The following is a 21,609-nucleotide window of genomic DNA, read 5'->3' on the forward strand; positions in this document are numbered from 1 at the left end:
CCGTTCCTGCTCACCATCGTTGGTGGTGCAGGGAGTTCGGCGACCGTTCGTGACGAAACGCTGCGTCGTGACGTCTCATCGGTGCGATGCGCGAGAACCACGACACCGACCACCAGTCCGACCACCGATGCTGCAGCGTCTTCGACCGCTGGCGGTGTGATCGACCACGCGGCCACGACGGCGTGCACGAGTCGCGTGCTCCCGGCGGCCGCACGAGCTGGAACGACGCGCTGACCGGGCGGCGGCTCGGGGACGTCTGAGATCGAACGCTGCCCGGGAGCGCGACGCGTCGTCCCGATCGGTGGCGGTCTGGGCGTGGCCCGATGTATGGTCAGCGCATGCTGACCATTGCCTCGCGGCACGACGTGTTGAACCGTCTCGGGCGCGCGCTCTCCGACCCGACCCGCGCGCGCCTCCTGCTCCGGTTGCTCGACGAACCCGGCTACCCGGCGCGGCTCGCCGAGGAACTCGAGCTGACGCGGACGAACGTGTCGAACCACCTGGCGTGCCTGCGCGGCTGCGGGATCGTCGTCGCCGTGCCCGAGGGGCGTCGGACCCGCTACGAGATCGCGGACCGCAACCTCACCCGCGCGCTCGAGTCCCTGGTCGACGTGGTGCTCGCGGTGGACGTTGCCGACGACGACGGATGCGAGGTCGAGCGGTGACCACGGCCGCGGTGTCGCTCGCACCGGCTCGTGTCGGCGTGCTCCGGCGACGGATCCGGTGGATCGTCGCGGCGACCATCGCCTACAACGTGATCGAGGTCGGCGTGGCGATCGCCGCCGGTTCGGTTGCCTCGTCCACCGCGTTGATCGGCTTCGGGCTCGACTCGATCGTCGAGGTCCTGTCGGCAGCGGCCGTCGCGTGGCAGTTCGCCGGGCGCGACCCGGAGGCCCGGGAACGAACGGCACTGCGGGTGATCGCGGTCTCGTTCTTCGGGCTCGCCGTCGTGGTCAGTGTCGATGCCGTCCTGACCTTCACGGGTGTCCGGTCGCCGGAGCACAGTCCGGTCGGCATCGTCCTGGCCGCGGTGAGCCTGGCCGTCATGCCGTTCCTGAGCCTCCTCGAACGGCGGACCGGACGCGAACTCGGTTCGGCGTCGGCGATCGCCGACTCGAAGCAGACTTTGATCTGCAGCTACCTGTCGGCGGCGGTGCTGCTCGGCCTGCTGGCGAACAGCCTGTTCGGCTGGTGGTGGGCCGATCCGCTCGCCGGACTCGTCGTGGTGGTGTTCGCCGTGCGCGAGGGACTTGAAGCCTGGCGCGGTGACGCGTGCAAGCAGCCGGTGTCGGCGCTGACGGGGGAGCGCGAGGGCGACGGCTGCGACTGCTGTTGAGCGAAGTCTGCCCGCGGCCGGCGGTTCAGTCGGCTTCGGTCTCGCGGACGTGGCTGACCGCATCGCCGACGATGTGCGCGATGTGCTCGTCGTGCAGCGAGTAGACCGCGTTCCGCCCGATGCGCTCGACCTGCACGATGCCCGCGAGCCGCAGCGTGCGGAGGTGCTGGGACACCAGGGGCTGCGACAGCTCGGTCGCTTCGGCGAGGGAGCCGACGTCGGAAGGCTGGGAGATCAACGCCGACAGGATCCGGAGTCGGGCGGGCGAGGACAGTGCCTTGAAGAGTTCGGCTGCTGCTTCGATCCCGTCTGACATGGACTCATGTAAGCGCACGCGCATACGTGCATGCAACACGACGGCCCCGGCGCGGTGCGTCGGGGCCGTCGTGCAGGTCCGTCGATCGGTGCTGATCACGGGCCTGCTCTGATCAGGAGATCAGTGCTCGTCGTAGTGGTCGCCGTGCTGGGCGTGCTTGTGTCCGTCGTGGACGAAGTCGACGTGGTCCTCGTGCTGGACCGTCTCGTGGCCGCAGCCGTCCTGGTGGGTGTGCTCGGCGACGGTGTGCTCTGCGCTGTTCTCGTGCTCGGCCATGGTGACCTCCTGCTGATCGTCGGTTGGGATGCCCTCAGCGTAGATCACGTATGCAGAAGTAGCAATACATTTATAGATGAGAACGGATGTCAGCCCGGGAACCGCTGGGTTCCCGCGACGGCCGACGTCGGCAGCGCGTCCCCGGGGATCGCGACTCCGGCGGTGAGTGCCGACGTCCACTCCGCGGTCGGTGCGACCGCGGCGAGGTTCGACTGCAACAACGCCATCAGCGTGCGGTGCACCGTCTCGGCGGACACGGCCCCGCCGGCGTTGACGATGTTGATCGCGCCGGTCGCGTCGGACAGCACCTCGACCGAGACGCCGAGTGCCTCCGCCTCGGCTGCCGAGGCGATGATGCAGTTGTTCGTCATGAAGCCGACCAGGGTGACCGTGTCGATCGACCGCTCCTGCAGCCAGGCGAGCAGGTCCGTGTGGGCGAAGACGGAGCTGAACTGCTTCGTGACCTGATGCCACTCGGGTGTCCGTCGTCGCTCGATCTCGGGGTGCAGGGCGAACGCCTCCGTCGTCGGGTTGAACACCGGCGCAGCGTCACCGGCGGTGTGCTGGACGACGACGATCGGCGTGCCGGCAGCGGTCGCGGCGTCGATCGCGGTCGTGATCTGCGCGAGCGCGTCGCGGACGGGCGGGAACCGGACCTCGAGTGGACCGCTGAAGTACTCCAGCTGGATGTCGACGAGGACGAGGGCGCGCTGGGGATCGGACACGAGAGCTCCTTGGGTTGGTGGGCGTACTCGACGATCCTCGTCCGTCGATGCGCTCGGTGCGATTGGCACGCGTGCGTCGGTACGATGGATCCAGGCCAAACCGGAGGAGTCCCGCGTGCGGATCGCCATCTACGCCTTCGACGGCATCACGATGTTCCACCTGTCGGTCCCACAGATGGTGTTCGACGAGGTCACCCGGCTCGGGCTCGCCGACTGGGAGACCGTCGTCTTCTCCGACCGGCACGGTTCGGTCCGGACCGCCGAGGGGCTGACGCTCGGTCCCGTGCAGGGGCTCGACGCCACGGCGCACGCCGACCTGGTCGTGGTGCCGTCCTGGACCGACGACGGCACCCGACTGCCGGCACCGACGGAACGGGCGGTCGTCGACGCGCACGCGCGGGGATCGGTCGTGGTCGGTCTGTGCCTCGGGTCGATCGCGGTCGCCGGTGCCGGGCTCCTCGCGGGACGCAGCGCCGTCACGCACTGGCGCGAGGTCGACCGGCTCGCCGCCGCACACCCCGACGTCACCGTGGACGCCGACGTGCTCTACGTCGACCACGGTGACGTGCTGACCTCGGCGGGCACGGCGTCCGGGCTGGACGCGTGCCTGCACGTCGTGCGGACGCGGCTCGGTGCCGAGGCAGCGAACCGGGTCGCGCGGAGCCTGGTCGTCGCGCCGCACCGCGAAGGCGGGCAGGCCCAGTACATCGAGCGGCCGGTCGTGCAGCATCGGGGCGACGACCCGGTGGCGACGGCATCGGCCTGGGCGGTGGAGCACCTGGACGAGGAGCTCAGCGTCGACCGACTCGCTGCGGCGGCCCACATGAGCCGCCGCAGCTTCGTCCGGGCCTTCAAGGCGTCGACCGGCACCACCCCGGCGGCCTGGGTACGGAGTCGCCGTCTGGACGAGGCTCGTCGGCTGCTCGAGACCACCGACCTGCCCGTCGATCGGATCGCCGCAGCGTGCGGGTTCGGCAACCCGGTCACGCTGCGGCAGAACTTCGCCGTGGCGTTCGGCAGCACACCCTCGAGCTACCGCCGACGGTTCGACGCGAGGCCCTGACCGGCCGATCCGCGGTCTCAGCGCGGCGCCGCGGGAGAAACCGGGGCGGCCGGGGACGGCCAGTGTGTCGGTCGATCGACACCACGGGGCAGCGCCGTGGTGCCGTCTCCGCGCGCCGCGTTCACCTGCGCCTGTGTGAGGAACACCGCTGTGGACAGGTCGGCTCCGTCGACCCGCGCATCCCGGAGGTCCGCGCCGAGAAGGTCGACACCGGACAGGTCGACACCGCGCAGATCTGCCGCGATCAGCGTGGCTCCCCGCAGGTCGGCCCCGCGCAGCGACCGTGCGCGGAGGTCGCGCCCGGCGAGGTCCGCCCCCGGTCGCAACAGGCCGTCCGGAGCGTCGTCCGCACCGGCGTTGTACCGGCCTCGGACCTCGGCGCTCACCTCGATCAGGACGTCGCGTACTCGAGCGTGCAGCGGCTCGACGTCCAGCGCGAGGAGCGTCGGCCGACCGGCGTCGAGGCTGCGGTGGATCTCCTGCGCGAGCAGGGCAGCGTCGTCTGCTGAGTCCGGGGTCACCGCACGGTCCTGTGCCTCGGCGAGGTGCCAGAGCATCTCGTGCAACCTGCGGACGATCGGGAACACCCGGAACATCTCCGCGCGGGAGTCCGGGTGGTCACGCCAACTGACCCCGTCGTAGAGGGTCTGGGACACGTACTGGCCAGCACCGGAGCAGTCGAAGACGGTGCAGCCCCGGAACCCGCGCGGCCGCAGCGCCTGGTGGATGGTGCAGGAGAAGTCGTCAGCGAGGTTGCCGCAGGGGGTGCCGGCGGGTTTGTCGATCGGGAAGTCGGCGGAGCGCTGGAACCCGAAGGCGGTGCAGCAGAGCGCGAAGCAGTTGCCGCAGTCCGCGCGCAGGGCGGACCGGTCGGTGGTCGTCATGGAGTGGTCTTCCTCTGGTGGTCTGGATGGTGTGCCGGGTGCGGGGGAACTCCTGGTGGAGTTCCCCGTCCGGGCGCACGAGACCACCCCCGCGCGTCGGCGGGGCGAACCGGTGGTGCTGGGTGACCGGTGGGTCACCGAGAGAGACGGAGGATCACTGCGGCCAGGCTAGCGTTCCCGGTGCGATGGGAACGCGGAACGGGCATACCTGATCGGAACGACCGACCGGGTACGCCCGATTCGACCAGGTGTGCCCGGGGCCGCCCTACGACGACGTGGGCGGTGACGCCACCGATTCGATGCCGTCCAGCCGCGCCTCTTCCGCGTCGTACCCGGCGCGCACCTGACGCAGCACCAGGTCGTCGATCTCGTCGGCGTCCCGCAGGCGCAACAGGGTGTTCGCCTTGTGCTGGACGAGTGCGAGCTCGAGGGCGACCGCGTTGTCGTGCCGCTGCAGCGCGGGGTGGTCGTCGTCGTCCCCTTCGCGGGCCTCGATCACGTCGAGGTGCGCCTCGTACTCCTTCCGCAGGCGATCGACGGTGGCACGATCGGCTCCGGTCGACCGTGCGAGACGGGGGAGTGCATCGAGCGCCTCCTCGATGGCGGTGCGTTCGGCGTAGCGACGTTCCTCGCTGACGGACTCGTCCTCGGGGAGCGCGGCGCGGCGCAGGACGGCCGGCAGCACGAGGGCCTGCCCGACGATCGTGACGATGACCACGCCGGCAGTGACGAAGACGATGAGGTCCCGCTCGGGGAAGTCACCGCCGGACTCGAGGGTGCGCGGCACGGCGACGGCCATGGCGAGCGACACCGCGCCCCGGAACCCGGCGAACCCGCTGACGAGCCGGTCGCGGTGGCCCTCGCGGGGTTCTCCGCCGGTGCGTCGGGTGACGAGCCAGATGGTCCCGCCCGCGGCGTTCAGGAACGCGAACCGCACGATGACGAGCAGCACCGCGACCGCGAAGACGATGCCGGTCCCGCGCAGCAGGTCGGCGGGGTCGAGTGCACGTGCGGCGACCATCGCCTCGATGCCGACCAGGACGAACAGCGCGCCGTTGAGCAGGAAGGTCAGGAACGACCAGAACGCGCGCACCTGCTGGCGGGTCTCGGCACGGTCGAGCTTGGGGCCGACCTGGCTGACGACGATGCCGGCCGCCACGACGGCGAGCACGCCGGAGGCACCGATGGCCTCGGCGGCCAGGAAGGCTGCGAAGGGCACGAGCAGGGTGACGAGGTTCTCGAGCACGACGGTGTCGACGCGCCGCAGCAACATCGTCCCGATCCAGGCGGCGGCGAGCCCGGCGGCGACCCCGCCGATGTACGACAGGACGAGCATGCCGGACACGCCCCAGAACGTGAGTTCCTGCGTCCCGACGGTGACGGCCACCGCGATGCCGTAGACGACGAGGGTGGTGCCGTCGTTCACCAGGCTCTCGGCGCGGAGCACGGTGACGTTCCGCCGGGGCAGCATCTTCGTGAGCACGCCGACCGCCGTCGCGTCGGTCGGGGCGACCGCGGCGCCGAGCACCCAGGCCGGCCCCCACGGCATCCCGAGCAGGTGCAGCAGGACGGCGACGGCACCGGCGGTCACCACGACGAGCAGGGTTCCCATCAGGACGATGCCGCGCAGGTTCTTCCGGATCTCGCGGAGCGACGTCGTCAGGCTCTCCCAGTAGAGCAGCGCCGGCAGGAACAGCAGCAGCACGGCCTCGGCGGGGAGCTCGACGTCCGCGAACTCCGGCACGAGCCCGAGCAGCGCGCCGAAGACCAGGAGCAGCACGGGTGGTGCGATCCGGATCCGGTCGGCCACGGCCGCCGTCAGTGCGATGGCAAGGCCGAGCACGACCACCAGTTCCGGTCCCAGCACGTGCACTCCGATCGTCGTCCGACCCGCCAGTCAACGCCGATCCACGGTGGATCCTTCCAGAACAGCCGGACGACGCGCCGCACACAGCCGGACGACGCGCCGCGCACAGCCGAACGACGCGCCGCACCACACCGCACGACGCGTCACGACCCGCCGCTCACACCGCCCGCGGCCGCCGCACCACCCGCCGCCACCACGCACGCCACGGCAGGGAGCTCACCAGCGCCGACCCGATCACGACGGTCCCGAACCACCCCACGACGACGCCCGGGATCGGCACGAGCAGACTCGCCCACAGCAGCACCGACAGCACCCCGAGGACGTACGCCGCCCCGGCCTTCAGGTACCGAAGCCGCTTCAGCCCAGCAGCCTGGTCGACCCGCGAGGTCAGGCGGGCCAGGAACACCGCGCCCACCCCGATCGCCCCGATGGCGACCGCGGCCTGCTCCAGCGCCCCGAGCCCGTCCGACCCGAGCGGCCCAGACCCCGACAGGCTGTACACGCCGTCGAGGATCTCGAACAGCATGAACACGACGAGCCCCCGCTCGAACACGACCGTCGACGCGTACAGGTGGATGCGCCAGGCTCCGCGGCCGACCCCGATCGACGCCGTGTCCGACCCGCCGCCGCCGGGGCCGCTGCGCAGCGCCCACGCCGCGGTCCGCTTCGACACGAGGTACGCGGCGATGCCGGCCACGCCACCGAGCGCGACCGGCAACAGCGCACCGGCGGCCCAGCCGGAACGCGACCCGACGAGCACGGAGGTCACGACGACCCCCGTCGCAGCGGTGACCAGCGACCAGACGCGCGGTCGCGCGACGGAGGCGAGTCGCGCCTCCAGGCTGCCCAACCACGACCTGCGGGACGCGCGGTCGGTGTTGAACAGGTACTCGGCGAAGACCTGCCAAATGAACGCGGCGCCGAAGGCGGCGAGGGCCGGACGCACCTCGGCCAGGTGCGCGGAGAACGAACCGGGCGCGAAGACGGCTTCCTCCACCGAGCTGGCCGGATCGGTCGCGTCACCGACCGCGACGGCGGCCGGCGGCAGGAGCAGGCGCATCGCGAGTACGCCCGCGACGATCCCGAGCGACAGGAACAGCCGCCGGGCGGGGGAGTGCAGCCGGCCGGCGATGCCGGCCATCGGCACGGACGAGTCCGCGGCCATCGCGATCTCGAGGAACGCGAGGGCGACGAAGGCGAGCGCTGCGGCGGGGCCGAGCACCAGCCAGGCCGCCGCGGCGGCCGCGACGGTGATGAGCAGGGGGACGGTCAGGAGTGATCTCGTGGCCATCTGCCCATCCAGCACGGTCGGGCTGGGCGGCGCATGGAGCGCTCCTGGGCATCGGCCTGGAGGCCCGTGGGGACCCCGTCAGACGGGTGACGGCCCGTCCCCACTTGCGGGGACGGGCCGTCAGGGGGAAACGCAAAACACCGGTGTTCGCGTGCTGAACCGCGGTCTGCGCGTGTTCAACCGGCGAACACCGGTGTCTTGCGGGGGTTCAGCGTCAGTCGTGGAACGTCTCGATGGACGCGCCGAGCGAGTTGAGGCGCTCCTGCAGCTGCTCGTAGCCACGGGCGATGATGCCGACGTTGCGCAGGACGCTCTCGCCCTTCGCCGCGAGCATCGCCAGCAGGATCACCACGGCGGGCCGCAGCGCCGGCGGGCAGCTGATCTCGGCACCGGAGAAGTGCGTCGGACCGGTCACGTCGAGGCGGTGCGGGTCACGCAGGGTGACGCTCGCGCCCAGGCGGGTGAGGTCGAGCAGGTGGATCGCCCGGCCCTCGTAGACCCAGTCGTGCACGAGCGTGGTGCCCTCGGCCATGGCCGCGATGACGACGAAGAACGGCAGGTTGTCGATGTTCAGGCCGGGGAACGGCATCGCGTGGATCTTGTCGATCGGCGCGTGCAACTCGGACGGGTACACCGTGATGTCGACGAGGCGGGTGCGGCCGTTGGCGGCGGCGTACTCCTCGGTGACGTCGAAGCGCAGGCCCATCTCGGCCAGGGTCGCGAGCTCGATCTCGAGGAACTCGATCGGTGCACGGGTCACGGTGAGGGTCGACGCGGTGACGATGCCCGCGGTCAGCAGGCTCATCGCCTCGACCGGGTCCTCGCTCGGCCAGTAGTCCACGACCTCGTCGATCTTGCTCTTGCCGGTGATGCGGAGCGTGGTGGTGCCGATGCCCTCGATCTGCACCCCGAGCAGCTCGAGGAAGAAGCAGAGGTCCTGCACCATGTAGTTGGGGCTGGCGTTCCGGATGACGGTCTCGCCGTCGCGGGCCGCGGCGGCCAGGATCGCGTTCTCGGTCACGGTGTCGCCGCGCTCGGTGAGCACGACCGACTTGGTGGGGACGGCCTGGTTCGCGACGTCGACCTCGTACCAACCGGAGGTCGCCTCGACGTCCACGCCGAACGGACGGAGCGCGATCAGGTGCGGCTCGACCGTGCGGGTGCCGAGGTCGCAGCCGCCGGCGTAGGGCAGGCGGAAGGACTCGTACCGGCCGCTGAGCGGGCCGAGGAACATGAGCACGCTGCGGGTGCGGCGGGCGGCGTCGGCGTCGATCGCGTCGAGGTGCAGGTCGTCGGGGGCGACGATCTCGAGGGTCTCGCCGTCCTCCGACCAGGTGACGCTCGCGCCGAGGCTGCGGAGCACGTCGATGATGCGGTCGACCTCGACGATCCGGGCGACCTTGTGCAGCCGGGTCACGCCGCGGTTGAGCAGCGAGGCGCAGAGCAGTGCCACGGCGGCGTTCTTGCTCGAGTTCACCGCGATGGAGCCGCTGAGCTTCCGGCCGCCCTGCACGCGCAGGTGGGCGCGCTGCGGGGCGCCGCCGATCGAGACGATCTGCTGGTCGAGGGCGTCGCTGATGCGGGTGAGCATCTCGAGGGACAGGTTCTGCCCGCCCTGCTCGATGCGGTTGATGGCGCTCTGGCTGGTGCCGACGCGTTCGGCGAGCTGGGCCTGCGTCATGCTGCGGCCCTTGCGGGCGCCCCGGATCAGGGCGCCGACCTCACGGAGGGGTGCTGCGGTCGCCGGAGATGCCGGCGAGACGACGGTGGTGGTGTCGGTCATGCGCGCCACGCTAACACGCTCATGAGATAAACCAGTGGAAGATCGACACCCGTTGCGTGTCCTGAGGTCTCGAATACGTCACAGTTGGGAATTTCGGGGGACGAACGCTCAGGCATCGGTCAGGCGGCCGTCGACGACGGTGACCAGGCGGTCGAGCGCGTCGCGGTGGACGAGATCGTGCGTGACGAGCATCGTCGCCGTGCCCTGCTCGTGCGTGAGGCGCGCGATCAGCGCCATGATCTCGGCGCCTCGCTCCTGGTCGAGCGCGCTGGTGGGTTCGTCGACGAGCAGGACGGACGGGGTGTTCACCAGGGCGCGGGCGATGGCGACCCGTTGCCGCTGGCCGCCGGAGAGCTGCGCGGGTCGCTTGCCGCGGTGCTCGGCGAGACCGACCGCTGCCAGCAGCGCATCGGCACGGGTGCGCACCGCGGTCCGGTCACGGTGGCCGCCGCCGAGCTCCGCCATGACGAGCAGCTGCTCCCGAGCGGTGAGCGACTCGATGAGGTTCGACTGCTGGAACACGATGCCGATCTGTCCGCGGCGGAGCGTCGTCGCCTCGTTCCGGCTCAGGGTCGCTGCGTCGACGTCGTTGATCCACACGTGCCCGGAGTCCGGGCGGATCAGGGTCGCCGCGACCGCGAGCAGTGAGGACTTCCCGGAGCCGGAGGGCCCGGTGATGCCCGTGACGACCCCGCTCGGAGCGGTCAGGGACACGCGGTCCACCGCCGTGATGCGGGAGTCGCCGTCGGGGAAGGTGAGGGTGACGTCGTCGAGGGTGATCATCGGTTGCTCCCGAGTGCGGTGAGGGGGTCGGCCCTGGTGACGGTGCGGAGTGCGACGGCGGCACCGGCGAGGCCGAGGACGACCATCACGGCGGCCGGCAGCAGGGTGGTGAGCGGGCTGAGCAGGAACGGCAGGACACCGTTCGCGAGCGCCCCCAGGACCGCCACGAGACCGATCCCGACCCCGACGCCCGCGGCCAGGACGACGAGTGCCTGGCCGAGGGCATCGAGGACGAGCGACGCGTCGGAGGCGCCGAGGGCCTTCAGGACGGCGATGTCGTCGGCACGCTGCAGCGTCCACACGGTGAAGAACGCCCCGACGACGAGCGCGGAGACTCCGAAGAGCATCACGATCATGAGTCCGAGGGACCCGACCTCCGACTTGAACGTCTCGAGCGCGGTGAGGCTGGCGAGCGGCGACACGGCGACGGTGCGCGTGCGGTCCGCCGTGCTGCCCCAGTCCGGCGAACCGGAGACGGCGAGCACGGTCGCTTCGCCGTCCCCGCCGAGGCGCCGGTCGGTCGACGCCCACGCCGTCGGGGAGAGCGCGACGACGGGGGTGTGGCTGTACCAGGCGTCTCCGCCGACGGTGGCGACCCGGTAGGTCGTCCCGGTGATCGTGACGGCGTCCCCGACGGCGACGTCGAGGTCCTTCGCTGCGCCGGCGGACAGGCCCACCGTGTCGTCGGACCTCGGAGCCAGGTCGGTGACCGTCGATGTGGGGGCACCCCGTGGGACGCCGAACAGGGCGACGGCGACCGCTGGTGCGGCTTCGGCGTGCACGGCGGCGCGCCCCTGTGCGATCCCGATCGGCGTGACGTGCTCGACGCCGGAGGACTCCCGCCACGCGGACACCGTCGCCGCGTCGATCGTCGACTGCGAGAACGATGGTTGCCCGGTCGAGGACTCCTGCAGGACGAGCCGGTTCCCGGGGAGGCCGAGGACCGCGGACACGTTCTGCGCGGCGAGGCCGCCGGTCAGGCCAGCGAGGAAGCCGACCAGGAGGGTGATCAACGACACGACGGACCCGATGAGCACGAACCTGCCACGGGCGGATCGGAGGTCGCGCCAAGCGACGAACACGATGGTTCCTTCCCGACGGCGGGGACGCTCCCTGCCGTCCAGACGAGCCTCGCCGTCGCGGGTCCCGGTGCCATCGCCGGGAGGTTGACTGCTGTCGTCCGACTTCTGGTTGATGTCCGGTGGGTCGTGGCCGCCGTACGCTGCAACGGACATGGCACACAGCACCCTCACGCCCGTGTTCGTCGGGCTCCGCACCGGACTGCACGTGCTGTTCGCCGCGCTCGTGGCACTCGTCGTCGTCCGGGTCCTCGTCGTCCGTGACCCGACCATGTGGGCGGCGATCGCCCTGGTGGTCGGGTTCGCCGCCCTGTACCTGCTCGGCGCCGGTGTCGCCGCCGCGCCGGAGGCACGCCGAGCCGTGGTGGGAGCGGCCTGGATCACCGCCTTGACCGTCGTGTGGGTGGCGTTGCTCGTCCTGGTGCCGGAAGCGGCGTACCTGGTGTTCCCGTTGTTCTTCCTCTACCTGCACGTCCTGCCCCGGATCGTCGGGCCGGCCGCCGTGGTCGCAGCGACCCTGATCGCGGTCGTCGCCCTGGGCCTGCACGGCGGCTTCACCGTGGGCGGGGTGATCGGGCCCCTCGTCGGTGCCGGGGTCGCGTTGCTCATCGGCCTCGGCTACCGGGCGCTCGCCCGCGAGTCCGTCGAGCGGGAGGCGCTGCTGGCGGAACTCCTCGCCACCCGCGACCGACTCGCCGCGACCGAACGGCAGCAGGGGGTCCTCACCGAACGCGCCCGCCTGGCGCGCGAGATCCACGACACCGTCGCGCAGGACCTCTCGAGCATCCAGATGCTCCTCCACGCCGCCGAAGCAGCCGACCGCGACCGGCCGGGCATCGAGCACATCCGCCTCGCACGCGCCACCGCGGCCGACGGCCTCGCCGATACCCGGCGGTTCATCCGGGAGCTCGCACCGCCGTCCCTCGACGCCGGACTCCCCGCGGCACTACGCCGCCTCAGTGACCAGTGGCACCGGGAGGGACTCGGCATCACCGTGACCGCCGCAGCCGAAGCGTCGGAGTTGACGATGGACGTGCAGACCGCTCTGCTGCGCATCGCCCAGGGGGCCCTCGCGAACGTCGCCCAACACGCCGGCGCCACGACCGTCGACATCGCCCTCGACGTCAGCGCGACGCACGCGTCCCTGCGGGTGCAGGACGACGGCTCCGGCTTCGACCCCGACCGTGTCGGCACCGGCTCCGGCACGTCCGACGCGTTCGGGCTCCGCGCGATGGGTGAACGTGTCGACCAGCTGGGTGGCCGTCTCACCATCGACAGCGCACCCGGGAACGGCACGACCATCACCGCCACAGTGGAGGTCAGTCGCCCGTGATCCGACTCGTCATCGCGGATGACCACCCCGTCGTCCGCGCCGGCCTGCGCGCACTCCTCGACGGGGCCGTCGACATCGACGTCGTCGGGGAGGCCGCGACACCCGACGAAGCCGCAGCGCTCGTAGCGTCCCTGGACCCCGACCTCGTGCTGATGGACCTGCAGTTCGGGCAGGACCGCACCGGTGCCGACGCCACCCGGCAGATCCGGTCGACCGACGCCGCGCCGTACGTCCTCGTTCTCACCAACTACGACAGCGACGGCGACATCCTGGGCGCTGTCGAAGCGGGGGCCAGCGGGTACCTGCTCAAGGACACGCCGCCCGACGAACTGCTCGCCGCGGTGCGCGCCGCAGCCGCCGGTGAAAGCGCCCTCGCGCCGGCGGTCGCGAGCCGCCTGATGGCGCGGATGCGTGCGCCACGGGTCAGCCTGTCCGCTCGTGAGATCGAGGTCCTCCGGCTCGTCGCCGAGGGTGCCTCGAACGTCGATGTTGCGGCACGCCTGCACATCACCGATGCCACCGTGAAGTCACACCTGGTCCACGTGTTCTCCAAGCTCGGCGTCGGCTCCCGGACCGCCGCGGTGTCCGAGGCCCGGGCGCTCGGCATCCTGCGCTGACGGAGCTGATGAGAGACCCTCGGTGCAGGCGAGGAATGTGCACGATCGCGCCCTGCTCTTCGAGAGCTGCCCGGAGTGGCTGCATGTGCTGCGGCTGGTGGTAGAAGCCGTGAACGAGGATCACTTCGGGGGCCGTCACGGCACTCAGCGAATCACCCTTAGCTCCGCTGTCCCGGTAGGCGATCGGCTGATGAGACCCCGTCTTGCCGACTGGTTGCAGTCGTCATAGACAACTCGTCGCGGTGGCAGGTTCTGCCTCCCGGGCGGTGGTCAGCTGGTGGGGACGACATCCCAGTGCTCTCGGATGAGGCCGGCGTCGACGCGGAACAGGTCGGCAGCGAGGAGCGGGTCGCCGGGCTTCGCCCCGACCGCGCGGGAGAAGGTCCAGACGATGTCACCGTCGGAGAGCGAGATGACGGACTGCTGCGCCGGGAACTGGGCGCCGCTCCCGAACAGTTGCTTGAGGGCTGCTGTCCCGTTCGGAGCGACGGTGTTGTGCTGCAAGTACGCGGGGTCGAAGGCGCGGTCGAGGACGGACGCATCGTGGTCTCGGAAGAGTGTGTTGTACGCCGACACCGCGAGGACGCGGTTGCGTTCTTCCTGACGTTCCGACGGCGCGGTGGTCGGACGTGCCGGCCGGTACAGGTCGCTGAACATGGTGTTCGTGTTCCCGCTTGCGGGGGTGCCCGTCGGGATGGGCTGCTCGAGCGACCAGTGCTCGACGATCCGTCCGTGCTGGAGGCGGAACAGGTCGACGGCGGCATCACCGCGTCGTTCGTTGCGCGGGTCTGGTGCGATCTGCCAGTGCACGGCGACGAGGTTGCCGTCTGCTGCGGTGCGCTTGATCACTGCTCGAGCACCAGGGATGCGGGTACGGTCCGCCGAGAACTGGGCAAGGACACCCTTCGGTCCGGCAGTGGTTGCTGCGCCGTGCGTGACTGCGCTCGGGGACACGAACCGTGCCGCGACCTGCCGGGAGGATCTGCTGTCAGGATCGGTGAAGGTCCGGGTGATGAGCGTCCGGACGATGCAGGCGTTGCGGTGTTCCGTGTTGGTGTTCTGCCGGTTCCCGGCGACCGTCACGGTCGGCTTCGGTTGGGTTGCGGGAGCGGCCGCTGCCGGCGTGGACACGACGAGACCGGTGAGGAGGGCGGCTCCGGCGACGGCCGCCGCGCCGCGGGCGATGCGGCTGCTTCGTGTGCGCGTGATCAGGTCGTTGGTCATGGTTGTGCTCCTGCTCGTGTGTGGTTGACGGGACTGGATGCGGGTCACTGCGCCGCGATGGCTGCGAGGCCCTCGGCGAGCGGGGTGGTCGGTCGGCCGATGAGAGCCTTGAGCTCCCCGCTGGTGTGGGCGAGGAGACCGTCGCGGATGCCCGCGTCGAGGGCCACCAAGAACGCGACTGTGCCCTCGTCGAGCCCCGCTCCCCGGAGGGAGACAGCGTGTTCGTCCGTGCTGAGGGCCTGGTAGTGCACCGGTGAACCGATCACGTCGGTGAGGGCATCGGCGAGCTCGGCATGGGTCCATGCGTAATCGCCGGAGAGTTCGAACACACGCCCGGCGGTCTCGTCATCGAGCGCGACGACCGCGGCTGCTTCAGCGAAGTCGCGTCGGCTGGCGCTGGCGACGCGGCCGTCTCCGACACTCGCCGTGATCACACCCGACTGCCGTGCGATGTCGAGCGTGGTCGCGTAGTTCTCGGTGTACCAACCGTTGCGGAGGATGGTGGCGGGGACGCCGGATGCGGCGATGGCCTCCTCCGTGGCCTTGTGCTCGGGAGCGAGGATCAACTCCGAGCGACCAGCGTCCAGGACGCTCGTGTAGATGATCCTGCTGGCGCCGGCCGCTGCGGAGGCGTCGATCACCGCAGTGTGCTGGGCGACGCGCTGCCCGACGGCATCGCTCGAGATCAGGACGACGACGTCGCCGGCACCGATGACGTCAGCGATCGTGCTCGGACGGGTGTAGTCGAGCACGGCGGTCCGGACGCCCAGTGTCGCGAGGTCTGCGAGGCGAGTGATGTTGCGTGAGGTCGCGATGACCGACTCGGGGTCGGCCCCGCGTTCGATGAGAGCTTCGACGACGAGGCGGCCGAGCTGGCCGGAAGCGGCGGTGACGATGATGGACACGAGGTCTCCTTCTGCGATCTTCAGCGGGTGATCGCAGCATCGCAGGAAACTCTCCTGTACGGAGGTACGCACCTTTTTGTAAGGTACTTACATGGATGTCGGAATCGTGGAGGCCCTTGCACCGCCCGTGCAGAATCCGGATGCGTTCGCGCGCTTCCCAGCGGCGTGTCCTACGCGAGTTGTGCTCACCCACGTCACGAGTCGGTGGGGTGTCCTCGTGCTCCTCGCGCTCGAGCCGGGCAGCATGCGCTGGGGGGAACTTCGACGCACCATCGAGGGGATCAGCGAGAAGATGCTCGCCTCGACCCTGCGGACACTGGAACACGACGGGATCGTGAACCGGGTCGCGCAGCCCACGATCCCGCCTCGAGTGGACTACTCGCTCACCGACAGCGGTAGCGAACTGGCAGCTCGACTCGTTCCCCTCATGGACTGGATAGTCGATCACGCCGACGCCATCGTCGATCGGCCTTCCGGCGACTGACACCCCGCGGTCCTGAGCGGGATCTGTGTCACGCGGCCGCCGGGCTCACGACGGCGAATCGGCCGCGGCGCTGCGAGCGGAAGCGGACCAGTCAGCGACCCAGCCGGGCACAACGAGATCGTCCCCGTCGAGGAGAGCGCGGAGATCGTCGGTCACGACGGGGCCGTCGTGTCGCGTCAAGAACTTCGTCCGCACGACGGCGTGCGCGTGCAGGTTTCCGCGTCGAACGAAGATCTGCTCGGTGTAGCTGCCGTGATCGTCGGAACCGAGGTACCTCGTGCGGAGTTCGAAGCGCTGGCCGACTCGGAGGGGCCTCCGGTAGGTCACCGTTTGCTGCGCCACGACCGCTGCCCAGCCTTCGGCTCGGGTCCGATCGAAGATCCCGGTGCGTCGAAGCCACCGCAGTCTTCCGAGATCCATGATCGTGAGGTAGCGGCCGTTGTTCATGTGGCCGTACACATCGATGTCACCGACCGTCACACGGAAGATTGCGTTGTCGGTTCCGTGGATGTCGAAGCCTCGTCGGAAGCGCTGTCCGAAAAGCACCAGAAGAAGTCGGAAGTACAGGTTCACGGGGCTCCTCGCCGGCGAGTCGTGTCTTGACGGCGCTCGGTTCCGAAGCGCCCGCGGTCGCATGACCGCGGTCCTGCGGTCGCATCACGCCATACGACCGTATGTCGAAAAGTGGGTCCTGCTCGATGAGGGCATGCTCAGTGAGTGAGGCCTGTTGTGGCAGCCCCGCGATCAGCCTGACCGATGGGGGTGCGCGGGCGGGTGCGTGCCGAGCCGAGCCGAACGGCAGCATTGAACTCCTTGAGGTTCTGTAACGAGCAAAACCGTTTTGTACGTTACAGTGAGTCGCATGAGTGAATTGAGCTACGACGTTCTCGTGACCGACGGACCGGAGTGGGCTGGTGACGCACGGCTGCCTGACGGCCGCCCTCTGGTGTGGAACCCAGGCAGCACGGTCCTGATCTCCGGGGCGGAGCACGCGGTGCTCGTTGACGCACCGTTCACCCACGAGCAGATCAAGGCGGTCGGTGATTGGGTCGAAGCGTCCGGCAAGACACTGACGTCCATCTACGCAACCCACGGCCACGGTGACCATTGGTTCGGTGGGCACGCCCTGGTGGAGCGGTTCCCGTCGGCGACGGTGGTCGCGACGAAGCAGACGATCGCGATGATGCACCAGGAGGCGACAACGGGCCGCGAACAGCTGTGGGACCAGATCTTCCCGGGGCTGATCCCGGAGGCACCTGTCATCGCGGAAGAGGTTGGCCCCGACGGGTTCGACCTCGAAGGTCATCGGCTGCTCCCCATCGAGGTCGGACACACCGACACCGACGGCACCACAGTGCTCCACGTCCCGGACTTGCACCTCGTCGTCGCTGGCGACAGCGTCTACAACGGGGTGCACCAGTACCTCCTGGAGGGGCCTGGTGGCGGCTTCGAGCACTGGCTCGCAGCGCTCGACGTCATCGAAGCACTCGGAGCCCATCACGTCGTGGCAGGCCACAAGAACCGGGCACTGGCGGACAGCCCCGAAACCATCGCCGAAACCCGGATGTACCTGCGCGACGTCATGGCGCTGCTCGATGACGGTGTCACCCCGGAGCGGTTCCTGCAGGAGATGACCACCCGCTACCCTCACCACCTCAATCTCAGCCCTGTCTGGTTCGGTGGTCTCACCCTCCTGGGGGGAGCGGCTTGATGCTCGAGGGCACCGCGACGACCCGGTACGAGGCGAACCCCGCACCGGGTGACCTCGCGCTCCTGCAGGACCTCGTCAACACCGTCAGCGTCGGCCCCGGGGCTGACCTCCTGGGATCCACCGACAGCGCGACGACCTGGCTGGCGTCGATCGGCACCGGCACCGGGGCCGGCGTCGACGTTGACTCCCTCGAACGCCTGCGTCGCCTACGGACAGCCCTCAGGCGACTGCTCGGTGACGGGCCCGCGGAACACCATCAGCCAGTGGATCTCGCCCTCCGCCTGCGCCTCGACGACAACGGCATCACCGTGCCGCACGACGGCGGTGACTTCATCGAGGCGAAAGTCGCAGTCGCGCTGCTCGAAGGGCGCGCCACGGGTGCACTCTCGCGGCTCAAGTTGTGCGCGAACCCGGACTGCCAGGTCGCGTTCTTCGATCAGTCCAAGAACGGGGCCGGCAAGTGGCACTCGTCGGCCCGCTGCGGCAACGCGGCCCGCGTCCGTGCACACCGAGACAGGGCCATCAGCCGAACCGACACGAACTCGTCAACCAGTTGAGTCCGCTCCAACTTGACACCCCGCAACACAACTCCGCAGACACAGCAGATCGGAACAAACGCATGACCTCCAAGACCTGGTTCATCACTGGCGCCGGCCGCGGCTTCGGCCGGCAGTTCACGGTTGCCGCCCTCGAACGCGGCGACCGCGTCGCAGCGACCGCTCGGGACCTCGCCGCACTCAACGACCTCGCCGCCACCCACGGCGACCGCCTCTTCGCCATCGCACTCGACGTCACCGACGCCGCCGCCGTCCACGCGGCGGTCGACGCGGCGGCCGAACGCTTCGGCACGCTCGACGTCGTCGTGAACAACGCCGGGTACGGCCTGTTCGGGATGGTCGAGGAACTCAGCGAAACCGAACTCCGCCAGCAGTTCGACGTCAACTTCTTCGGCGCGTTCAACGTCACGCAGGCGGCGCTGCCCGTCCTGCGCGCTCAGGGAAGCGGCCACATCGTGCAGATCTCCACCATCGGCGGGGTCATCGCGTTCCCCGGCCTCGGCGGGTACAACGCCTCCAAGTGGGCACTCGAGGGCCTCTCGGACGCCCTCGCCCAGGAAGTAGCCCCGTTCGGGATCAACGTCACCCTGGTCGAACCGGGGCAGTACGGCACCGACTGGGCAGGATCGAGCGCTGTCAACGCCACCCCGAACTCGGCGTACGAGGAAGCTCACCGCGCAGCCGAGGCGGCCGAAAGGAACCGACCGGTCGAGTGGCTGGGCAAGCCCGAGGCCGTCGGCGCAGCCATGTTGGAGCTCGTCGACAACCCGACCCCGCCGCTCCGCGTCTTCTTCGGCGCCGCACCGACCGTTGTCGTCCCCCAGGTCTACGCCGCCCGACTGGCGGAGTGGGAGTCCTGGAAGGAGTTCTCCGTCCGAGCCAACGGCTGAGCCGCACCACGACCACCGCTCATCCCGGTCGTCAAGGAGCGCGAAGCGCCCGCCCGAGCCGCAGTCACCAAGAGAAGGCAGACATCGACATGACCGAAGCATCAGGACCGGGACTCGTTGCCATCGCCGGCGCGACGGGGCGGGTCGGCAGGGTGATCGCGGACGGGCTTTCCGCTGCCGGCACCGCGGTACGTGCACTCTGAGGCGCCGACAGCACATGCGCTAGCAGATCGCCTATCGACACGTCGTCGGCACGCAGGTACGGGTCGAGCCGGGGAGGTGTTTCTCCCTTTCTCCCTAGTCCCGGCTCGATCCGCCGGGGCCAGAGGAGTGCGCTGTCCCCATCCAGGACCTCCTCGATCACTCCGCGGGCGGGTTCTGAGCCGAGGCTGCGCTGCAGCGTACCCTCGCGCTGATCGGGCTGGTGCAGGACGAGCGACGGCACGATTGACCGAGCCGGCGGTCTAGGAGTCGAGTGCTGCCTGCGCTGCACGACAGGCGGGGCACCAATCAACGCCGTCTGTTGAGCAGTCCCACTCGTACGATTCCGCGTGGCCGCGCGCACCGTTGTCCCGCTCGCGGACACCAGTGCCCCGCACTGCTCAGGGATCGGTCAGGGTGCCCCGGACGATCGAGTCACCGGAGTGCGCCGGATCACCGTCGTCGGCCTCGGCCGAGACGTCCACGACCGGGAACTCCGCGGTGTCGACGCCGTCGGGCACCGTGAAGCGGCCCTGGTCGCCGTCGAGGTAGCCGACGCTCACCAGTCCGCCGAGGTCCGACCGCATCATCCAGACCTCGCGCAGCGGACCGGTGCCGGAGCGACCGCGCTCTCCGTGCAGGTCGACGAGCAGGGTCACCCGGCCGTCCTGGTCACGTTCGAGTTCGGCGCGGCCGGTCGTCCCCGACCAACCGGGCAGCGCTGCGAGCTCGGTGTTCGCCAGGACGGTCTCGGTGTCGCCGCGGGGGAGTCCGGGGACGACCCCCGACGCCACACCGATGCCGAGGACGACGGCGAGCACGCCGACGCCGGCGATCACCAGCGCCAGGACACGGCGACGACGCGGACGGGATCGGGGTCGGCGGGCCACGGCGAGGTGCTGCGCGTCGGACGGCGTGGCGACGGATGCGCGTTCGGCCGCTCGTCCGGGGTCGGTCGCCGGCGCCGCACTCTGCTGCGGCGTCCGGGCGATCTCGGCCGCGATCCGGTCCCACACGTGCTCCGGGGGCGCGGCCAGCGTGACGTCCTCGGACGCCCGGGTCACCGCGGCGACCCGCTGCAGCGCGGCCACCTCGTCGCGGCACCGGTCACAGGACGCCAGGTGCTCGGCGACGTCGTCCGCGGCGACCTGGTCGGAGACCGCGAGCATCGCCAGCGTCTCGTCGTCGACGTGCTTCATTCGATCACCTCCAGACGTGTTCGGAGCCGAGCCAGACTTCGGTGGATGTGGCTCTTGACGGTGCCCAGCGGCAGTTCGAGCCGTTCGGCGATCTCACGATGGCTGAGGTCGTCGTAGAACGCCAGTCGCATCACGCGCCGTGGGACCTCGTCGAGCCGCTCGAGCTCGCCGGCGACCAGGGCGCGTTCGGCCAGGTCGAAGGCCGGTTCCGGCGCCGGGGTGGTCTCCTCGACCACGTCCGGGTCGGCGGCGCTGGCGTGCCGTCGGCGCTCGTTCTGCGCGTCGGCGATGCAGTTCCGGGTGATGCCGACCAGCCACGCGCCGAGCGGGGCGCGGCCGGGGTCGTAGCTCGTGCTGCGCTGCCAGGCCTTCACGAAGACCTGCTGCGTGACGTCCTCCGCGGCGGCCGGGTCGGCCAGGGCGCGCAGGGCCAGCGAGTACACGAGCGACGACCACCGTTCGTAGACGGCTCGCAGGGCGTGCTCGCCCCCGGCGCGGAACGCGTCCGAGAGCTCGCTGTCGTCCGGGAGGATGGTCGTCACGTCTTCCTGTCGCTGGCGCGGTCGTCGTCGACCACGATCCGATCGTAGGGGGCGGATCGTCGCCACGGTCAGGCCGGGACCGCGGTGACGACGAGGTTGCTCTCGTAGTGTCCGGTGGCTGCGTCGAACGTCCCGCCGCAGGTCACCAGGACGAGCCGTCGTGGTCCGTCGTCACGGAACACCTCGCCCCAGGGGAGTCCCTGCTTCTCGAGCATGCTGACGGAGTCGATGCGCCACGCGGTCTCGGCACCGTCCGCGTCGGTCAGGGTGACCCGGGTGCCGGTCGGGGCGTCGCCGAGCCGGGAGAACGGGCCGATGCCGTAGCCGACCGCGTCGACGTGGGCCGCGATGACGACGGTGCCCTCGGTGGACGACGGTGCGGCACCGAACCGGTACCAACCCGCGGTGGCCGGGTCGGGCGGGAGCGCCATGGCGCCGTCCTCGTCGACCCCCTCGGGGCGGATCGGCGCGCGGATGCCGGCGTGGTCGACCGTGATGGTGGTGGGGGCGGGGGCGTCCCGGACCGGGGGGATCGTGGCGGCC

25 protein-coding genes are annotated in these 21,609 nt (G+C 70.3%); 10 read left to right on the plus strand and 15 right to left on the minus strand.

From position 1 onward, the window contains the following. The first annotated feature begins 86 nt into the window (after positions 1 to 86). From DEJ05_RS18105 to DEJ05_RS10700, 3 genes are all read left to right on the plus strand, one after another. Entirely contained in the window at positions 87 to 260 is a 174-nt protein-coding gene (locus tag DEJ05_RS18105) for a hypothetical protein (RefSeq protein WP_163343662.1), read from the plus strand. Between the two features lie 78 nt (positions 261 to 338). Continuing rightward, positions 339 to 665, plus strand: coding sequence for a helix-turn-helix transcriptional regulator (locus tag DEJ05_RS10695; protein WP_111110393.1), 327 nt, complete (start codon positions 339 to 341; stop codon positions 663 to 665). Next, a complete protein-coding gene (locus DEJ05_RS10700) occupies positions 647 to 1,336 on the plus strand; it encodes a cation diffusion facilitator family transporter (protein ID WP_111110394.1) in 690 nt (229 codons plus the stop codon). The genes DEJ05_RS10695 and DEJ05_RS10700 overlap by 19 nt, the downstream gene beginning before the upstream one ends. Before the next feature lie 25 nt (positions 1,337 to 1,361). Here DEJ05_RS10700 and DEJ05_RS10705 read toward each other — a convergent pair whose 3' ends face one another. The 3 genes from DEJ05_RS10705 to DEJ05_RS10715 all read right to left on the minus strand — a co-directional run bounded on the left by DEJ05_RS10705 (position 1,362) and on the right by DEJ05_RS10715 (position 2,653). Next, entirely contained in the window at positions 1,362 to 1,652 is a 291-nt protein-coding gene (locus DEJ05_RS10705; RefSeq protein ID WP_111030022.1) for a helix-turn-helix transcriptional regulator, read from the minus strand. Positions 1,653 to 1,772: 120 nt separating this feature from the next. Further along, positions 1,773 to 1,928, minus strand: coding sequence for a hypothetical protein (locus tag DEJ05_RS10710; protein WP_017887460.1), 156 nt, complete (start codon positions 1,926 to 1,928; stop codon positions 1,773 to 1,775). Positions 1,929 to 2,017: 89 nt separating this feature from the next. Then, positions 2,018 to 2,653, minus strand: a complete 636-nt coding sequence (locus DEJ05_RS10715; protein ID WP_111110395.1) for an isochorismatase family protein — start codon at positions 2,651 to 2,653, stop codon at positions 2,018 to 2,020. A gap of 115 nt (positions 2,654 to 2,768) precedes the next feature. Here DEJ05_RS10715 and DEJ05_RS10720 point away from each other — a divergent pair, with 115 nt between their 5' ends. Beyond that, positions 2,769 to 3,716 carry a GlxA family transcriptional regulator gene (locus DEJ05_RS10720; protein ID WP_111110396.1) on the plus strand — a complete coding sequence of 316 codons (948 nt, stop codon included), beginning with the start codon at positions 2,769 to 2,771 and terminating at the stop codon, positions 3,714 to 3,716. 17 nt (positions 3,717 to 3,733) lie between these two features. Here DEJ05_RS10720 and DEJ05_RS10725 read toward each other — a convergent pair whose 3' ends face one another. The 6 genes from DEJ05_RS10725 to DEJ05_RS10750 all read right to left on the minus strand — a co-directional run bounded on the left by DEJ05_RS10725 (position 3,734) and on the right by DEJ05_RS10750 (position 11,406). After that, complete coding sequence (locus DEJ05_RS10725) at positions 3,734 to 4,600, minus strand: pentapeptide repeat-containing protein (RefSeq protein WP_111110397.1); 867 nt, start codon at positions 4,598 to 4,600, stop codon at positions 3,734 to 3,736. 265 nt (positions 4,601 to 4,865) lie between these two features. Further along, positions 4,866 to 6,467 (minus strand): Na+/H+ antiporter, encoded by a 1,602-nt coding sequence (locus DEJ05_RS10730; protein WP_111110412.1) that lies wholly within the window; start codon positions 6,465 to 6,467, stop codon positions 4,866 to 4,868. Between the two features lie 157 nt (positions 6,468 to 6,624). Then, positions 6,625 to 7,758 (minus strand): DUF475 domain-containing protein, encoded by a 1,134-nt coding sequence (locus DEJ05_RS10735; protein ID WP_111110398.1) that lies wholly within the window; start codon positions 7,756 to 7,758, stop codon positions 6,625 to 6,627. 214 nt (positions 7,759 to 7,972) lie between these two features. Then, the gene (locus tag DEJ05_RS10740) at positions 7,973 to 9,541 is read right to left on the minus strand and encodes a UDP-N-acetylglucosamine 1-carboxyvinyltransferase (protein ID WP_171907747.1); all 1,569 of its coding nucleotides are present in this window, start codon (positions 9,539 to 9,541) and stop codon (positions 7,973 to 7,975) included. A gap of 108 nt (positions 9,542 to 9,649) precedes the next feature. Then, the gene (locus tag DEJ05_RS10745) at positions 9,650 to 10,324 is read right to left on the minus strand and encodes an ABC transporter ATP-binding protein (protein ID WP_111110399.1); all 675 of its coding nucleotides are present in this window, start codon (positions 10,322 to 10,324) and stop codon (positions 9,650 to 9,652) included. Beyond that, positions 10,321 to 11,406 carry an ABC transporter permease gene (locus DEJ05_RS10750; protein ID WP_111110400.1) on the minus strand — a complete coding sequence of 362 codons (1,086 nt, stop codon included), beginning with the start codon at positions 11,404 to 11,406 and terminating at the stop codon, positions 10,321 to 10,323. The genes DEJ05_RS10745 and DEJ05_RS10750 overlap by 4 nt, the downstream gene beginning before the upstream one ends. A 151-nt stretch (positions 11,407 to 11,557) precedes the next feature. Between DEJ05_RS10750 and DEJ05_RS10755 the strand changes: the two genes are divergently transcribed. Both DEJ05_RS10755 and DEJ05_RS10760 read left to right on the plus strand, forming a co-directional pair. Next, positions 11,558 to 12,736, plus strand: coding sequence for a sensor histidine kinase (locus DEJ05_RS10755; RefSeq protein WP_111110401.1), 1,179 nt, complete (start codon positions 11,558 to 11,560; stop codon positions 12,734 to 12,736). Continuing rightward, a complete protein-coding gene (locus DEJ05_RS10760) occupies positions 12,733 to 13,353 on the plus strand; it encodes a response regulator transcription factor (protein WP_111088054.1) in 621 nt (206 codons plus the stop codon). The genes DEJ05_RS10755 and DEJ05_RS10760 overlap by 4 nt, the downstream gene beginning before the upstream one ends. A 270-nt stretch (positions 13,354 to 13,623) precedes the next feature. Here DEJ05_RS10760 and DEJ05_RS10765 read toward each other — a convergent pair whose 3' ends face one another. Together DEJ05_RS10765 and DEJ05_RS10770 are read right to left on the minus strand one after the other, a co-directional pair. Then, complete coding sequence (locus DEJ05_RS10765) at positions 13,624 to 14,577, minus strand: nuclear transport factor 2 family protein (RefSeq protein ID WP_111110402.1); 954 nt, start codon at positions 14,575 to 14,577, stop codon at positions 13,624 to 13,626. 44 nt (positions 14,578 to 14,621) lie between these two features. Further along, positions 14,622 to 15,482, minus strand: coding sequence for an SDR family oxidoreductase (locus tag DEJ05_RS10770; RefSeq protein WP_111030032.1), 861 nt, complete (start codon positions 15,480 to 15,482; stop codon positions 14,622 to 14,624). Positions 15,483 to 15,573: 91 nt separating this feature from the next. On the opposite strand from DEJ05_RS10770, the gene DEJ05_RS10775 reads away from it, so the two are divergent. Beyond that, entirely contained in the window at positions 15,574 to 15,966 is a 393-nt protein-coding gene (locus DEJ05_RS10775; protein WP_111110403.1) for a helix-turn-helix domain-containing protein, read from the plus strand. A gap of 45 nt (positions 15,967 to 16,011) precedes the next feature. On the opposite strand, the gene DEJ05_RS10780 is transcribed toward DEJ05_RS10775, so the two are convergent. Further along, positions 16,012 to 16,539 (minus strand): thioesterase family protein, encoded by a 528-nt coding sequence (locus DEJ05_RS10780; RefSeq protein ID WP_258376134.1) that lies wholly within the window; start codon positions 16,537 to 16,539, stop codon positions 16,012 to 16,014. A gap of 289 nt (positions 16,540 to 16,828) precedes the next feature. On the opposite strand from DEJ05_RS10780, the gene DEJ05_RS10785 reads away from it, so the two are divergent. The 3 genes from DEJ05_RS10785 to DEJ05_RS10795 all read left to right on the plus strand — a co-directional run bounded on the left by DEJ05_RS10785 (position 16,829) and on the right by DEJ05_RS10795 (position 19,124). After that, the gene (locus DEJ05_RS10785) at positions 16,829 to 17,677 is read left to right on the plus strand and encodes an MBL fold metallo-hydrolase (protein WP_111110405.1); all 849 of its coding nucleotides are present in this window, start codon (positions 16,829 to 16,831) and stop codon (positions 17,675 to 17,677) included. Further along, positions 17,677 to 18,234 carry a CGNR zinc finger domain-containing protein gene (locus DEJ05_RS10790; protein ID WP_111110406.1) on the plus strand — a complete coding sequence of 186 codons (558 nt, stop codon included), beginning with the start codon at positions 17,677 to 17,679 and terminating at the stop codon, positions 18,232 to 18,234. The genes DEJ05_RS10785 and DEJ05_RS10790 overlap by 1 nt, the downstream gene beginning before the upstream one ends. A 62-nt stretch (positions 18,235 to 18,296) precedes the next feature. Next, positions 18,297 to 19,124 carry an oxidoreductase gene (locus tag DEJ05_RS10795; RefSeq protein WP_111110407.1) on the plus strand — a complete coding sequence of 276 codons (828 nt, stop codon included), beginning with the start codon at positions 18,297 to 18,299 and terminating at the stop codon, positions 19,122 to 19,124. A gap of 602 nt (positions 19,125 to 19,726) precedes the next feature. Here DEJ05_RS10795 and DEJ05_RS10800 read toward each other — a convergent pair. The 3 genes from DEJ05_RS10800 to DEJ05_RS10810 form a co-directional block, all read right to left on the minus strand. Further along, positions 19,727 to 20,524, minus strand: coding sequence for an anti-sigma factor domain-containing protein (locus DEJ05_RS10800; protein WP_111103746.1), 798 nt, complete (start codon positions 20,522 to 20,524; stop codon positions 19,727 to 19,729). Beyond that, the gene (locus DEJ05_RS10805) at positions 20,521 to 21,066 is read right to left on the minus strand and encodes an RNA polymerase sigma factor (RefSeq protein WP_071244624.1); all 546 of its coding nucleotides are present in this window, start codon (positions 21,064 to 21,066) and stop codon (positions 20,521 to 20,523) included. Before DEJ05_RS10805 ends, DEJ05_RS10800 begins: the two co-directional genes overlap by 4 nt. Positions 21,067 to 21,134: 68 nt before the next feature. Continuing rightward, on the minus strand, positions 21,135 to 21,609 hold a 475-nt coding region (locus DEJ05_RS10810; protein WP_146245078.1), incomplete at its 5' end, for a class F sortase.

The organism is Curtobacterium sp. MCLR17_045, from assembly GCF_003234405.1.
In the GTDB taxonomy this organism is placed as follows: Bacteria; Actinomycetota; Actinomycetes; order Actinomycetales; family Microbacteriaceae; genus Curtobacterium; species Curtobacterium flaccumfaciens.